This is a genomic window from Kitasatospora misakiensis (assembly GCF_042656005.1).
Classification (GTDB): Bacteria; Actinomycetota; Actinomycetes; order Streptomycetales; family Streptomycetaceae; genus Kitasatospora; species Kitasatospora misakiensis.
In genome coordinates this window covers 1-15,004 of the sequence record NZ_JBHSOF010000019.1, presented here as the reverse complement: position 1 = coordinate 15,004, position 15,004 = coordinate 1, and the positions used below count along the sequence as shown (strand labels likewise).

Below are 15,004 nucleotides of genomic sequence, written 5' to 3'. Positions count from 1 at the left end.
CGACGCGCCACCCCTCGCATGCCCTTGGGCACGAGGGGTTTTTTGTTGCACTGACGCTGTTCCACCACCGCAAGACCCTGGCCCCGAGGCCCCGCGAAAGGGACGATTGGGGCAGAGCCGGCGATCGGCCCGCACGCGGGACCCCACCCCTCGACCGACCGGGGCCCGCAACCACCGGGTCGGCCAGAACCGAGAAGAGACAGGCAGATGACCGAGCACGCCGCATCCCCCCGCCGCGGGGACACCCCGGCCGCCCACGCTCCCCAGCACGTCGTCGAGACCATGACCGGCGCCCAGTCGCTCATCCGCTCGCTGGAGGCCGTCGGCGCGGACACCGTCTTCGGCATCCCCGGCGGCGCCATCCTTCCCGCGTACGACCCGCTGATGGACTCCACCAAGGTCCGCCACATCCTGGTCCGCCACGAGCAGGGCGCCGGCCACGCGGCCACCGGCTACGCGCAGGCCACCGGCCGGGTCGGCGTCTGCATGGCGACCTCCGGTCCGGGGGCCACCAACCTGGTCACCCCGATCGCCGACGCGTACATGGACTCGGTGCCGATCGTCGCCATCACCGGCCAGGTCACCTCCAAGGCGATCGGCACGGACGCCTTCCAGGAGGCGGACATCTGCGGCATCACCATGCCGATCACCAAGCACAACTACCTGGTCACCGACCCGGCCGAGATCCCCCGGGTGATCGCCGAGGCGTTCCACATCGCCGCCACCGGCCGCCCCGGCCCGGTCCTGGTCGACATCGCCAAGGACGCCCTCCAGGCCACCACCACCTTCCGCTGGCCGGTCGAGACCTCGCTGCCCGGCTACCGCCCGGTGACCAAGCCGCACGCCAAGCAGATCCGCGAGGCCGCGAAGCTGCTGGTCACCGCCAAGCGCCCGGTCCTGTACGTCGGCGGCGGCGTCGTCAAGGCCGGCGCCACGGCGGAGCTGCGCATCCTGGCCGAGCTGACCGGCGCCCCGGTGGTCACCACCCTGATGGCGCTCGGCGCCTTCCCGGACAGCCACCCGCAGCACCTGGGCATGCCCGGCATGCACGGCTCCGTCCCGGCCGTCACCGCGCTCCAGAAGGCCGACCTGCTCTTCACCCTCGGCGCCCGCTTCGACGACCGGGTCACCGGCAAGCTGGACAGCTTCGCGCCGTACGCCAAGGTCGTCCACGCCGACATCGACCCGGCCGAGATCGGCAAGAACCGCCCGGCCGACGTGCCGATCGTCGGCGACGCCCGCGAGGTGCTGGCCGACCTCGTGGTCGCCGTCCAGGCCGAGTTCGACGCCGGCCACAAGGGCGACTACGCGGACTGGTGGGAGCGGCTCGACGAGTGGAAGAAGACCTACCCGGTGGGCTACGAGCCCGCGCCCGCCGGTGAGCTCTCCCCGCAGCAGGTCATCGAGCGGATCGGTCGGCTGGTCGGCCCGGACGCCGTCTACGCGGCGGGCGTCGGCCAGCACCAGATGTGGAGCTCGCAGTTCATCCGGTTCGAGAAGCCGGGCACCTGGCTCAACTCCGGCGGCGCCGGGACGATGGGCTACGCGGTGCCGGCCGCGATGGGCGCCAAGGCCGGCCGCCCGGAGGCCGCGGTCTGGGCGATCGACGGCGACGGCTGCTTCCAGATGACCAACCAGGAGCTGGTCACCTGCGCCCTGAACGACATCCCGATCAAGGTCGCGGTCATCAACAACGGCTCGCTGGGCATGGTCCGGCAGTGGCAGACGTTGTTCTACAACCAGCGCTACTCCAACACCGTGTTGCACTCCGGCCCCGACCACGACGGCATCGAGCCGCCCGCCCAGGGCACCCGGATCCCCGACTTCGTCCTGCTCGCCGAGGCGATGGGCTGCGTCGGCCTGCGCTGCGAGCGCCCCGAGGACCTCGACGCGGTGATCAAGCAGGCGATGGAGATCAACGACCGCCCGGTGGTCATCGACTTCATCGTCCACCAGGACGCCATGGTCTGGCCGATGGTCGCGGCCGGCACCAGCAACGACGAGATCCAGTTCGCCCGCGGCGTGCGTCCCGACTTCGGCGACGACCTCGACTGAGCCCCCTCCGGAACGACCAAGGGAACCCACGACCCATGTCCAAGCACACCCTCTCCGTCCTGGTCGAGAACAAGCCCGGCGTGCTCGCCCGGATCGCCGCGCTGTTCTCCCGTCGGGGCTTCAACATCGACTCCCTCGCCGTCGGCCCGACTGAGCATCCGGACGTGTCCCGGATGACCATCGTGGTCAACGTCGAGGACCTCCCGCTGGAACAGGTCACCAAGCAGCTCAACAAGCTCGTCAACGTGATAAAGATCGTCGAACTCGACCAGTCCGCCGCGATCCAGCGGGAACTGGTCCTGGTGAAGGTCCGCGCCGACAACGAGACCCGGTCGCAGATCGTCGAGATCGTCCAGCTGTTCCGCGCCAAGACGGTCGACGTGTCCCCGGACGCGGTGACCATCGAGGCCACCGGCAGTTCGGACAAGCTGGAGGCCATGCTCCGGATGCTGGAGCCCTACGGCATCAAGGAGCTGGTCCAGTCCGGCCTGGTCGCCGTCGGGCGCGGCGCCCGGTCGATCACGGACCGCTCGCTGCGCGCCCTCGACCGCAGCGCCTGACCCGCCCGCCCGTCGCCCGCCACCACCCTTTCAGCGACGCGCCGGCGCGCGGCACCGCCCGCTGTCTCACACCCTGAATCACCGCTCCATCCTTCACCGGGTCCGCATACGGTGGAAACCGACGCCGACCCAGGCAAACCACTCGCAAGGAGATGTCCCCCGTGGCCGAGCTGTTCTACGAAGACGACGCCGACCTGTCCATCATCCAGGGCCGCAAGGTCGCGGTCATCGGCTACGGCAGCCAGGGCCACGCCCACGCGCTGTCCCTGCGCGACTCGGGTGCGGACGTCCGGGTCGGTCTGAAGCCGGAGTCCACCTCCCGGCAGAAGGCCGAGGAGGCCGGCCTGCGCGTGGTCACCCCCGCCGAGGCCGCAGCCGAGGCCGACGTCATCATGATCCTGGTCCCGGACCCGATCCAGGCCGATGTCTACGAGGCCGACATCGCCCCGCACCTGAAGGCCGGCGACGCGCTGTTCTTCGGCCACGGCCTGAACATCCGCTACGGCTTCATCAAGCCGCCGGCCGACGTCGACGTCTGCATGGTCGCCCCGAAGGGCCCGGGCCACCTGGTCCGCCGCCAGTACGAGGAGGGCCGCGGCGTCCCGGCGATCGTCGCCGTCGAGCAGGACTTCTCCGGCAACGCCTTCGCCCTGGCGCTGTCCTACGCCAAGGGCCTGGGCGCCACCAAGGCCGGCGTCATCAAGACCACCTTCACCGAGGAGACCGAGACCGACCTGTTCGGTGAGCAGGCCGTCCTCTGCGGTGGCACCGCCGCCCTGGTGAAGGCCGGGTTCGAGACCCTGGTCGAGGCCGGCTACCAGCCGGAGATCGCCTACTTCGAGTGCCTGCACGAGCTGAAGCTCATCGTCGACCTGATGTACGAGGGCGGCCTGGAGAAGATGCGCTGGTCGGTCTCCGAGACCGCCGAGTGGGGCGACTACGTCACCGGCCCGCGGATCATCACCGACGCCACCAAGGCCGAGATGAAGAAGGTCCTCGCCGAGATCCAGGACGGCACCTTCGCCAACACCTGGATCGCCGAGTACAAGGCCGGTCTGCCGAAGTACAACGAGTACAAGAAGGCCGACGAGGACCACCTGCTGGAGACCACCGGCAAGAAGCTCCGCAAGCTGATGAGCTGGGTCAAGGAAGAGGCGTAAGGCCTCGGGGGAGCGCGCCGCTCGGTCGCCTCCCCCTTGTACAAGCAGGCGGCTCCCGTCCGGGTGATTTTGCCGGACGGGAGCAGCCTGCCACCCAGCCCGTCGATACACTTCCGAGTGCGCGTCAGGCCCACAGCGTCGTGCGTCTAGCTACGCGGCATGCCACCTTCCCCCCGCCCGGCAAGGCCACCCTCGTGCCTGGGACCGGGGAGAACCGGACAGTTAAGGACACACTGTCGTGAGCACTGCTACAACTGTGAAATCTGGCGTAGTACTGATCGCCGAAGAGCTGTCGCCCGCCACCGTCGACGCCCTCGGTCCCGACTTCGAGATCCGCCAGTGCAACGGCGCGGACCGCGCCGAGCTGCTGGCCGCGATCGCGGACGTGGACGCCGTCCTGATCCGCTCGGCCACCAAGATCGACGCCGAGGCGCTGGCCGCCGCCCGCAAGCTCAAGGTCGTCGCCCGCGCCGGCGTCGGTCTCGACAACGTGGACGTCGCCGCCGCCACCAAGGCCGGCGTGATGGTCGTGAACGCGCCGACCTCCAACATCGTCACCGCCGCCGAGCTCGCCTGCGGTCTGCTGATCTCCGTCGCCCGCAACATCGCGCCGGCCAACGCCGCGCTCAAGGGCGGCGAGTGGAAGCGCAACAAGTACACCGGCGTCGAGCTGAGCGAGAAGGTCCTCGGCGTGGTCGGCCTCGGCCGGATCGGCGTGCTGGTCGCCCAGCGGATGTCCGCGTTCGGCATGAAGATCGTCGCGTACGACCCCTACATCCAGGCCGCCCGCGCCGCGCAGATGGGCGTCAAGCTGGTCTCGCTGGAGGAGCTGCTGGAGGTCTCGGACTTCATCACCGTCCACCTCCCGAAGACCCCGGAGACCCTCGGCCTGATCGGCGACGAGGCGCTGCACAAGGTCAAGCCGACCGTCCGCATCGTCAACGCCGCCCGCGGCGGCATCGTCGACGAGGCCGCGCTGCTGAGCGCCCTGCGCGACGGCCGGGTGGCCGGCGCCGGCCTCGACGTGTACGCCAAGGAGCCGTGCACCGACTCGCCGCTGTTCGCCCTCGACAACGTGGTCGCCACCCCGCACCTGGGCGCCTCCACCGACGAGGCCCAGGAGAAGGCCGGCATCGCCGTCGCCAAGTCGGTGCGCCTGGCGCTGGCCGGCGAGCTGGTGCCGGACGCGGTCAACGTCCAGGGCGGCGTGATCGCCGAGGACGTCCGGCCGGGCCTGCCGCTGGCCGAGAAGCTCGGCCGGATCTTCACCGCGCTGGCCGGCGAGGTGGCCGTCCGGCTCGACGTCGAGGTGCGCGGCGAGATCACCCAGCACGACGTCAAGGTGCTCGAACTGTCCGCCCTCAAGGGTGTCTTCGAGGACGTCGTGGCGGAGACGGTGTCCTACGTCAACGCCCCGCTGTTCGCCCAGGAGCGCGGTGTCGAGGTGCGCCTGACCACCTCCAGCGAGAGCCCCGAGCACCGCAACGTCATCACCGTGCGCGGCACCCTGGCGGACGGCGACGAGATCGCCATCTCCGGCACGCTGGCCGGCCCCAAGCAGATCCAGAAGATCGTCGGCGTGGACGCCTTCGACGTGGACGTCGCGCTCACCGACCACATGGCCTTCTTCAAGTACGAGGACCGGCCCGGCGTGGTCGGCGTCCTCGGCCGCCACCTCGGCGACGCCGGCATCAACATCGCCGGCATGCAGGTGGCCCGCGACGGCAGCGGCGCGCTCGCCTCCCTCACCGTGGACAGCGAGATCCCGCAGGACGTGCTGTCGGTGATCGCCGCCGAGATCGGCGCCCGGTTCGCCCGCTCGGTCGACCTGGGCTGAGCCCCGCACCGCCCCTCAGCAGGGCCCGGACCCCCGTTCGTACGGGGTCCGGGCCCTGCTGCGTTCCTCCGGGTGACGGTCGTCTCAGATAGTAGGAAATCCAAGTATTCGTGCAGACACCGTCGGGCCGGGGTCGTACCGTGGAGGCAGCCGTACGGTGTGCCGCCCCTGTAGCCAGGGCGCGCGGCCCGTGCGTGCGTCCACACCCGATGGGCGGGCGACCCCTGCCCGGTGTACCCCCCTCCTCCCCTCCGCCGCGTCCGTTTCCCCGGCGCGTATCGAATCCAAGGAGCCCCGGTATGCCTCCCACCGCCGACCGTCACGCCGCCACCGCCCCCGCCGCCCCGCGGGCCCGTGCCCCGCGCCGCCGCCGGGCCGCCGAGCCGAACCCCTTCGCCGCCGCCGCGCTGCAGCGGGCGCTGGACCGCCGCGACAACGGCGGTGCGACCGGCCGCGTCTGACCGGTCCTCCGGGCGTTCGGGACGGGCTCTGGAAGGGGCGTGAGCCGGTCTGTGAGCGGCCCCCGGGCCCGGCCGGCGTTCATCATCCGAATGGGCCGGACGGGCTGACGGCTTGTCACTCCCAGGAGTGCAACTTGCCGCCGTTCGGTGGAAGTCGCTCGCCCCGACCGGCGCGATATTCCTAATTTGGGGCCCCCGGAAGGGTGATCGACGGCCGCACGGGCGGGCGTCAGCGGCACCGCATGCGGATCAGTTCCCCCGGCCGGGGGAGAGGACCATGCGTCGCCCCATCGTCCGCCGACCGCTCGCCCGGCTCGGCCTCACCCTCACCCTGATCGCCGGACCGGCCCTGCTCACCGGCGCCGCCCCGGCCACCGGCAGCGGCCCGCCGACGGCCCCGGCGGGCCGGACCGCCACCGGACCCGTCGCCGTCCTGCTGGAGCTCGCCACCGAGCCCGTCGCACCCGCCTGGCGGCGGGCCAGGGACGAGGCCCGGCGCCACCACCGCTCCCCGGAGGCCGTCCGCGGCGAGGCCGCCCGGGCCGGCGCAGCCCAGCGGACCCGCTCCTCCACGGCGCTGGACCGGCTGGCCGAGGCCGTCCACGAGGCCGTCCCCGCCGCCCGGGAGCTCTACCGCACCCGCACCCTGCTCACCGGCCTCGCCGTCGGCGTGCCCGCCGACCGGCTGCCCGCGCTGCGCGCCCTGCCCGGGGTCGCGGCCGTGCACCCGATCGTCCGCAAGCAGCGGGACAACGCGCACTCGGTGCCGGTCACCGGCGCGCCCGCGGTCTGGGCGGGCGGCTCCTCCGACGGCGGCCCGGCCGGCGCCAACACCGGCGAGGGCGTCCGGATCGGCGTCGCCGACAGCGGCATCGACTACACCCACGCCGACTTCGGCGGCCCCGGCACCGAGGAGGCGTTCCGCTCCGTCGACGGGGCGAAGCCCGCGCCGGCCGGCCTCTACCCGAACGCCAAGGTGGTCGGCGGCCGCGACCTGGTCGGCGACGACTACCAGCCCGACCCGTCCTCCCCGCACTACCAGCCCGACCCGCGCCCGGACGACAACCCGATCGACTGCGTCCGCAACGGCCACGGCACCCACGTCGCCGGCACCGCCGCCGGCCTCGGCGTCACCGCCGACGGGCAGCCGTACCGCGGCCCCTACCGGCCCGGCCTGGACCCGGCCGGCTTCCGGATCGGCCCCGGCGCCGCGCCCGGCGCCCAGCTCTACGCGATCCGGGTGTTCGGCTGCGACGGCTCCACCGACCAGCTCGGCCAGGCCCTCGACCTGGCCGCCGACCCGAACGGCGACGGCGACCCGAGCGACCGGCTCGACGTCCTCAACCTCTCGCTCGGCAGCCGCTTCGGCTCCACCGACGACGCCGACGCCCTCGCCGTCGACCGGCTCGCCGCGCTCGGCACCGTGGTGGTCGCCGCCGCGGGCAACGAGGGCGACGTGTACGCCATCGGTGGCAGCCCCGGCACCGCCGCCCGGGCCGTCTCCGTCGCGGCCTCCGTCGACCCGCACAGCGACGCCGACGGCCTCACCGTGCTCGACCCGCAGCCGCTCGCCGGGGTCGTACCGGCCCACTGGAGCGCCCGCTACCAGGACTGGTCCACCGCCGACGTGACCGGGGAACTCGCCCTGCCCGCCGACCAGCGGGACGGCTGCGCGGCCTTCTCCGAGGCCGACCGGCAGCGGCTCGCCGGCCGGATCGCCGTGCTCGCCTGGAGCACCCGCGAATCCGAGCGGGCCTGCGGCTCCGGCCCGCGCGCCGACCACGTCGCCGAGGCCGGCGCGCTCGGCGCCCTGCTCGCCGCCGACGACGACCACCTCGCCGAGATCGCCGGGAACGACCGCGTCCCGCTCGCCCTGCTCGGCCGCGCCGACGGCGAACGGCTCCGCGCGGGCGCCGCCGCCGGCCCGGTCCGGGTCCGCCTCGCCGCGCCCGGCAACCCGCTGCACGGCGTCGTCGCCCAGGACCAGCCGCAGCGGCTCGACACCCTCACCGACTTCACCTCGCGCGGCATCGGCGTGCCGGGCGTGGTCAAGCCCGACCTCGCCGCCCCCGGCGAGACCATCTGGTCCGCCCGGGTCGGCAGCGGCACCGGCGGCCAGCGCGAGGACGGCACCTCGATGGCCACCCCGCACACCGCCGGGCTGGCCGCGCTGGTCCGCGCCGCCCACCCCGACTGGACGGTGGAACAGCTCAAGGCCGCGCTGATGAACACCGCCGGGGACACCTGGCTCGGCGACGGCGGCACCGGCCCGGTCTACGGGCCCGAGCGCACCGGCGCCGGCCGGGCCGCCGTCGACCGGGCCGTCCGCACCCCGGCCGTCGCCTACGCGGCGGGGGAGGGCGCGGTCGAGGGCGCCGTCGGCGTCTCCTTCGGCCCGGTCGCCGTCACCGGACCACTCGCCCTGGTGCGCGAGGTCGAGGTACGCAACCTCTCCGCCGCCCCGGCCGCCTACCGGACCGGCTACGCGGCCGCCACCGAGCTCCCCGGCGCCCGCTTCGAGCTCGCACCCGACCGGATCGAGGTCCCGCCCGGCGGCACCGCGCGGGTCCGGGTCACCCTGAGCGCCCCCGGCGAGCTCGGCCGCGCCCCCGACCCGACGATCGCCACCCTCCAGGGCGGCCGGGCCCGCAGCTACCGGGGCGAGCTCTCCGGCCGGCTGCTGCTCACCCCCGACGACCCGGCCGCCCCCGGCCTGCGGGTGCCGCTGTTCGCCGCCCCGCGCCCGGCCAGTGAGCTGACCGCCACCAACCCGGTCCGCACCACCCGGGCCGGCGCGCTGGTCGCCCTCACCGGCACCGACGCGCCCGGCGGCGCCCCCGGCCTGCTCAGCGCCTTCGCGCTCGGCGGGGAGGGCGCCCGCTGGGCGGACTGCCCGCCGAACAGCGGGGCGGCGGTCGGCCCCGGCGCGGGCTTCGTCCCCGAGGGCAGCAGCGAGGAGGCCGAGCACCTCCAGGACGTCTGCGTCGAACGCCCCGGCGACCGGGCCGCCAATCTGCGGGCCGCCGGCGCCGCCACCGACGCGCCGGCCGTCGCCGGCGACCCGCTCGCCGAGGCCCGGCTCTACCTCGGCGCGCAGGTGTGGGCGCCGGCCGCCACCCCGGTCGCCCTGTTCGGCGTCCGGGCCGCCCTGGACACCGACGGGGACGGCGCCACCGACGTGGTGGTCAAGGCCGACCGGATGCGCGGCAGCGACGTCCTGGTGGCCCGGACCCTGGACGCCCGCACCGGTGCCGAACTGGACGTCCAGCCGCTGAACGCCCGCTGGGGCGACACCGACACCGCCCTGCTGGACTCCGACACGGTGGTCCTGCCGGTCCGGCTGTCCGTGCTCCCGGGCGTCCGCGCCGGGCACAGCACGGTCCGCTACGCCCTGTGGACCGGCCTCGCCGGAGCCGGCCGGCCCGACCCGGCCGAGGCCTTCTCCGCGATCGGCCTGCGCGGCACCCGCCCCACCCTCGCCGTCGACGTCCTGCACCCCGCCGTCGACATCCGCACCGGCCCCGGCGGTCCCACCGCCCTGGCCGCCCCCGTCCACCCCGCCACCGTCCTCGACATCCGCCGCACCGACGGCGACCGCTCCCGCGTCCTCCTCCTCCACCACCTCAACCCGGCCGCCCACCACAGCCAGATCCTGACCCTCCCCTGACCCACCCCGAGGGGGCGCGCGATTGATTCCGGGCGCCCCCTCGAAAGGGTGAAGTGCCGGGAGGATGGTCCGAGTAGCCTGAGAACAGCCACGAGGATGCCCGTATGGGAGGAACCATGAGCGTCGCGCCGTACCCCGATTGGATCATTCCCCCGGCCGAGGGGTACACGGCCGAGGATCTCGACCGGCTGCCGGATCTCCCGCCGCACACCGAGCTGCTCGACGGGAGCCTGATCTTCGTGAGTCCGCAGACCCTCTTCCACATGCGCATGCTCCGGAAGCTGGAACGGGCGTTGGAGGCAGCCGTCCCGGACGGTTGGCAGGCGTGGCGGGAGATGACGATCCGGCTGGACGCGCGCAATCGCCCCGAGCCCGACCTCACCGTCGTGAGCGAGCACGCGGACACCGGTCCCGAGGGCACCTACTGCGACGCGCAGGACGTCCTGCTCGCCGTCGAGATCGTCTCCGAGGAGTCCCGGGCGCGTGACCGCGAGGTCAAGCCGCGCAAGTACGCGGCGGCCGGCATCGCGCACTTCTGGCGGGTGGAGAGGGACGAGCAGGGGCTGGCCATCGTCCACACCTACGAGATCGACCCGGCGACGCGGCTCTACGGGCTGACCGGCATCCACCACAAGCAGCTCAAGCTGGACCGCCCCTTCCCGGTCGACATCGACCTCACCTGACCGGTTCCGCTCGGGGCCGCTGTCCGGATGGTGGACGTGAGATGTCAGGCTCTGGGACACCGGAGTAGCCTCCGAGCATGTCTCGCACGATTCGTCTCGCAGTCGTCCCCGGTGACGGAATCGGCCAGGAAGTGGTGGCCGAGGGTCTCAAGGTGCTGGGTGCGGTCCTTCCCGCCGATGTGAAGCTGGAGAGCACCGAGTTCGACCTCGGCGCCCGGCGGTACCACCGCACCGGTGAGACGCTCCCGGACGACGTCCTGGCGGAGCTCAAGGCCCACGACGCGATCCTGCTCGGCGCCATCGGCGACCCGAGCGTGCCGTCCGGGGTGCTGGAGCGCGGGCTCCTGCTGAAGCTGCGGTTCGCCTTCGACCACCACATCAACCTCCGGCCGGGCCGGCTCTTCCCCGGGGTGAAGTCCCCGCTGGCGGGTGAGCCGGAGATCGACTTCGTGGTCGTCCGCGAGGGCACCGAGGGCCCGTACGTCGGCAACGGCGGCTCGCTGCGCACCGGCACCGAGCAGGAGGTGGCCACCGAGGTCAGCCTCAACACCGCGTACGGCATCGAGCGCGTGGTCCGCGACGCCTACCGCCGGGCGCAGGCGCGCCCGCGCAAGAAGCTCACCCTGGTGCACAAGAACAACGTGCTGGTGCACGCCGGCCACCTGTGGACCCGGATCTTCGAGCAGGTCGGCACCGAGTTCCCCGAGGTCACCACCGACTACCTGCACGTCGACGCGGCGACCATCTTCTTCGTCACCCAGCCCGAGCGGTTCGACGTCATCGTGACCGACAACCTGTTCGGCGACATCCTGACCGACCTGGCCGCCGCCGTCACCGGCGGGATCGGCCTGGCCGCCAGCGGCAACATCAACCCGAGCGGCGCGTTCCCGTCGATGTTCGAGCCGGTGCACGGCTCGGCGCCGGACATCGCCGGCCAGGGCAAGGCCGACCCGACCGCCACCGTGCTGTCCGTCGCCATGCTCCTCGACCACCTCGGGTACGCCGCCGAGGCCGCCCGGATCGAGGCCGCGGTCACCGCGGACCTCACCGAGCGGACCGGGACCCGCACCACCGCCCAGGTCGGCGACGCGCTCGCCGCCCGAGTATCCGCCTAGGAGGCCGGAACCCCGACAGACGGTGTTCCGGCCCCGGTGGGCCGGACCCCATAACGGCAGCTTGCGGTTCCCCAAGGAGCCCGCGACTGTTCGGCACGGCCCTCTGGATGCGAGTATCGACAGTGGGCCGTGTCGTCGTACGTCCGTTTCGGAGTGAGAGGCCGAGACGTTCACCGGCGGAGGCGGCCCAGACCAACCCCACGGTGAAGGACAGACAGCCATGAGCACGCCCACCCAGGCGCCCATCACGTTCGACCTCAAGCCCTCCGCCCACCCGCTTCCCCAGGCGGAGCGCGAGGCCCGGCTGGCCAACCCGGGCTTCGGGCGAGTGTTCACCGACCACATGGTCACCGTCCGCTGGACCGAGGGCCGGGGCTGGCACGACGCCCAGCTGACGCCCTACGCGCCCATCGAGATGGACCCGGCCAACATGACCCTGCACTACGGCCAGGCGATCTTCGAGGGCCTCAAGGCCTACCGCCAGGCCGACGGCTCGATCGCGACCTTCCGCCCGGAGGCCAACGCGGCCCGGTTCCAGGCCTCGGCCCGCCGGCTGGGGATGCCGGAGCTGCCGGTCGAGACCTTCGTCGAGGCCGTCGAGCTGCTGGTCCAGCAGGAGCAGGCCTGGGTCCCGAACGAGCCGGAGCAGAGCCTCTACCTGCGTCCGTTCATGTTCGCCACCGAGGTCGGCCTGGGTGTCCGCCCCGCCAACTCCTACCTCTTCATGATCATCGCCTCGCCGGCCGGCGCCTACTTCCCGGGCGGCGTCAAGCCGGTCTCGGTCTGGCTCTCCGAGGACTACGTCCGCGCCGCGCCGGGCGGCACCGGTGCCGCCAAGTGCGCCGGCAACTACGCCGCCTCCCTGGTCGCCCAGGCCGAGGCCGCCGCGAAGGGCTGCGACCAGGTCGTCTGGCTCGACGCCGCCGAGCACCGGTGGATCGAGGAGATGGGCGGTATGAACCTCTACTTCGTCTTCGGCGAGGGTGCGGACGCCAAGGTCGTCACCCCGGAGCTGTCCGGCGCGCTGCTGCCAGGCATCACCCGTGACTCGCTGCTGACGGTGGCCGCCGACCTCGGCTACGCGGTCGAGGAGCGGAGGATCTCCACCGAGGAGTGGAAGCAGGGCAACGCCGACGGCACCCTCACCGAGGTCTTCGCCTGCGGCACCGCCGCCGCGATCACCCCGGTCGGCTCGGTGAAGTCCAACGGCGGCGACTGGACGGTCGGCACCGGCGAGCCCGGCCCGATCACCATGGAGCTGCGCCGCACCCTGCTGGCCCTCCAGGGCGGCCAGCACCCCGACACCCACGGCTGGATGCACAAGATCGTCTGATCGGCCCGCCCCACCGGCCCACCCGTCCCGGATCGCGAGACGGGTGGGTCGCATGGTGGGTGGGTGTGCCAGACTTCCGATGTGTCCTCGCTTTCGCTGATTATTGGCAGCAGGCGCGCCGGTCCGCAGTGACCGCTCCCGCACCACCGATGCGGGGCGACCACCAGCGTCCAGACCCGCGCGCAGACCTCTCGCATCCGCGAGGGGTCTTTTTGTTTCCCCGGACCGGCCGGAGCCCCCACAAGGGGTCGAGGGACACCGGGCAGCGCGCGGGATGCTGGACAGTGGAGCCGGAACCAGAACCGGCAGAGCAGCAACCGACCTCCGGAACGGAGACCCAGGGTCATGACCCAGGCGAGCAACCTCCCCGACGACGCGTTCCACGTCTTCGACACCACCCTGCGCGACGGCGCCCAGCGCGAGGGCATCAACCTCACGGTGGCCGACAAGCTGGCCATCGCCCGGCACCTGGACGAGTTCGGCGTCGGCTTCATCGAGGGCGGCTGGCCCGGCGCCAACCCGCGGGACACCGAGTTCTTCGCCCGGGCCGCCGCCGAGCTGGACTTCCGGCACGCCCGGCTGGTCGCCTTCGGGGCCACCCGCCGGGCCGGCGGCAGCGCCGCCGAGGACCCGCAGCTCGCCGCCCTGGTCAACTCCGGCGCGCCCGTGATCACCCTGGTCGCCAAGTCCCACGACCGCCACGTCGAGCTGGCGCTGCGCACCACGCTGGAGGAGAACCTGGAGATGGTCCGGGACAGCGTCGCGTACCTGCGCTCCCGGGACCGCCGGGTCTTCATCGACTGCGAGCACTTCTTCGACGGCTACCGGGCCAACCGGGAGTACGCCCTCGCCGTGGTCCGCACCGCCCACGAGGCGGGCGCCGAGGTGGTGGTGCTCTGCGACACCAACGGCGGGATGCTGCCGTCCGGGGTGCGCGAGACCGTCGCCGACGTCCTCGCCGAGACCGGCGCCCGGCTGGGCATCCACGCCCAGGACGACACCGGCTGCGCCGTCGCCAACACCCTGGCCGCGGTCGAGGCCGGCGCCACCCACGTCCAGTGCACCGCCAACGGCTACGGCGAGCGGGTCGGCAACGCCAACCTCTTCCCGGTGGTCGGCGCGCTGGAGCTCAAGTACGACCGCCGGGTGCTGCCGCCCGGCAGCCTCGCCGAGATGACCCGGATCTCCCACGCGATCGCCGAGCTGGTCAACCTCGCGCCGTCCACCCACCAGCCCTACGTCGGCTTCTCGGCCTTCGCCCACAAGGCCGGCCTGCACGCCTCGGCGATCAAGGTCGACCCGGACCTCTACCAGCACATCGACCCGGAGACGGTCGGCAACACCATGCGGATGCTGGTCTCTGACATGGCCGGCCGCGCCTCCGTGGAGCTCAAGGGCAAGGAGCTCGGGTACGACCTCTCCACCGACCGGGACCTCGCCGGTCGGGTGGTCGCCCGGGTCAAGGAGCAGGAGAGCCTCGGCTACACCTACGAGTCCGCGGACGCCTCCTTCGAGCTGCTGCTCCGCGACGAGGTGCGCGGCCGCCGCGAGCGCTACTTCACCCTGGAGTCCTGGCGCACCATCAGCGAGCAGGGCCCGGGCGGCGCCGCGGGCAACGAGGCGACGGTCAAGCTCTGGGCCAAGGGCGAGCGGATGCTGGCCACCGGCGAGGGCAACGGTCCGGTGGACGCGCTGGACAAGGCCCTGCGCACCGCGCTGGAGCGGATCTACCCGCAGCTCGCCAAGCTGGAGCTGGTGGACTACAAGGTGCGCATCCTGGAGGGCCAGCACGGCACCGGGTCCAAGACCCGGGTGCTCATCGAGACCACCGACGGCACCGCGACCTGGTCGACGGTCGGGGTGGCCGACAACGTGGTGGCGGCCTCCTGGCTGGGCCTGGAGGACGCCTACACCTACGGCCTGCTGCGGGCCGGCCTGGAGCCGGACGCCGCGTAGGGCCGGACGGCGCCCGTGGTAACAGGGCGGCGCGGCCCGTGGACCGGAGGGTCCGTGGGCCGCGCCGTTCGCCCGCGGGCGGTCCGGCCGTGCGCCGTCGAACGGCGCGCCCGGGTCACCGCAGCCGGGCGAGGAGGGCGTGTTCGACGAGGGTGATGAGGGCGCTTTTGGCGCTGT

10 protein-coding genes are annotated in these 15,004 nt (G+C 73.0%); all 10 read left to right on the top strand.

Going from position 1 to position 15,004, the window contains the following annotated elements; genetic code table 11:
• The first annotated feature begins 207 nt into the window (after nucleotides 1-207).
• A complete protein-coding gene (locus tag ACFP3U_RS16555) occupies nucleotides 208-2,055 on the top strand; it encodes an acetolactate synthase large subunit (protein ID WP_380226290.1) in 1,848 nt (615 codons plus the stop codon).
• A gap of 35 nt (nucleotides 2,056-2,090) precedes the next feature.
• A complete protein-coding gene (gene ilvN, locus ACFP3U_RS16550) occupies nucleotides 2,091-2,615 on the top strand; it encodes an acetolactate synthase small subunit (protein ID WP_380226289.1) in 525 nt (174 codons plus the stop codon).
• A 161-nt stretch (nucleotides 2,616-2,776) separates the two neighbouring features.
• The gene (ilvC, locus tag ACFP3U_RS16545) at nucleotides 2,777-3,775 is read left to right on the top strand and encodes a ketol-acid reductoisomerase (RefSeq protein WP_380226288.1); all 999 of its coding nucleotides are present in this window, start codon (nucleotides 2,777-2,779) and stop codon (nucleotides 3,773-3,775) included.
• Between the two features lie 256 nt (nucleotides 3,776-4,031).
• Nucleotides 4,032-5,612 carry a phosphoglycerate dehydrogenase gene (serA, locus tag ACFP3U_RS16540; protein ID WP_380226383.1) on the top strand — a complete coding sequence of 527 codons (1,581 nt, stop codon included), beginning with the start codon at nucleotides 4,032-4,034 and terminating at the stop codon, nucleotides 5,610-5,612.
• 299 nt (nucleotides 5,613-5,911) lie between these two features.
• Nucleotides 5,912-6,073, top strand: coding sequence for a hypothetical protein (locus tag ACFP3U_RS16535; RefSeq protein WP_380226287.1), 162 nt, complete (start codon nucleotides 5,912-5,914; stop codon nucleotides 6,071-6,073).
• Between the two features lie 277 nt (nucleotides 6,074-6,350).
• The gene (locus ACFP3U_RS16530; protein WP_380226286.1) at nucleotides 6,351-9,740 is read left to right on the top strand and encodes a S8 family serine peptidase; all 3,390 of its coding nucleotides are present in this window, start codon (nucleotides 6,351-6,353) and stop codon (nucleotides 9,738-9,740) included.
• Between the two features lie 116 nt (nucleotides 9,741-9,856).
• Nucleotides 9,857-10,423, top strand: a complete 567-nt coding sequence (locus ACFP3U_RS16525; protein ID WP_380226285.1) for a Uma2 family endonuclease — start codon at nucleotides 9,857-9,859, stop codon at nucleotides 10,421-10,423.
• A gap of 77 nt (nucleotides 10,424-10,500) precedes the next feature.
• Nucleotides 10,501-11,538 (top strand): 3-isopropylmalate dehydrogenase, encoded by a 1,038-nt coding sequence (locus tag ACFP3U_RS16520; protein WP_380226284.1) that lies wholly within the window; start codon nucleotides 10,501-10,503, stop codon nucleotides 11,536-11,538.
• Between the two features lie 220 nt (nucleotides 11,539-11,758).
• A complete protein-coding gene (locus tag ACFP3U_RS16515) occupies nucleotides 11,759-12,871 on the top strand; it encodes a branched-chain amino acid aminotransferase (RefSeq protein WP_380226283.1) in 1,113 nt (370 codons plus the stop codon).
• A gap of 345 nt (nucleotides 12,872-13,216) precedes the next feature.
• Nucleotides 13,217-14,827 carry a citramalate synthase gene (gene cimA, locus ACFP3U_RS16510; protein ID WP_380226282.1) on the top strand — a complete coding sequence of 537 codons (1,611 nt, stop codon included), beginning with the start codon at nucleotides 13,217-13,219 and terminating at the stop codon, nucleotides 14,825-14,827.
• Nucleotides 14,828-15,004: the final 177 nt, after the last annotated feature.

What these genes read in the sequence shown, in the direction of transcription:
- ACFP3U_RS16555 (WP_380226290.1), top strand. Translation starts at nt 208, where the DNA reads ATGACCGAGCACGCCGCATCCCCCCGCCGCGGGGACACCCCGGCCGCC.
- ilvN (WP_380226289.1), top strand. Translation starts at nt 2,091, where the DNA reads ATGTCCAAGCACACCCTCTCCGTCCTGGTCGAGAACAAGCCCGGCGTG.
- ACFP3U_RS16535 (WP_380226287.1), top strand. Translation starts at nt 5,912, where the DNA reads ATGCCTCCCACCGCCGACCGTCACGCCGCCACCGCCCCCGCCGCCCCG.
- ACFP3U_RS16530 (WP_380226286.1), top strand. Translation starts at nt 6,351, where the DNA reads ATGCGTCGCCCCATCGTCCGCCGACCGCTCGCCCGGCTCGGCCTCACC.
- ACFP3U_RS16525 (WP_380226285.1), top strand. Translation starts at nt 9,857, where the DNA reads ATGAGCGTCGCGCCGTACCCCGATTGGATCATTCCCCCGGCCGAGGGG.
- ACFP3U_RS16520 (WP_380226284.1), top strand. Translation starts at nt 10,501, where the DNA reads ATGTCTCGCACGATTCGTCTCGCAGTCGTCCCCGGTGACGGAATCGGC.
- ACFP3U_RS16515 (WP_380226283.1), top strand. Translation starts at nt 11,759, where the DNA reads ATGAGCACGCCCACCCAGGCGCCCATCACGTTCGACCTCAAGCCCTCC.
- cimA (WP_380226282.1), top strand. Translation starts at nt 13,217, where the DNA reads ATGACCCAGGCGAGCAACCTCCCCGACGACGCGTTCCACGTCTTCGAC.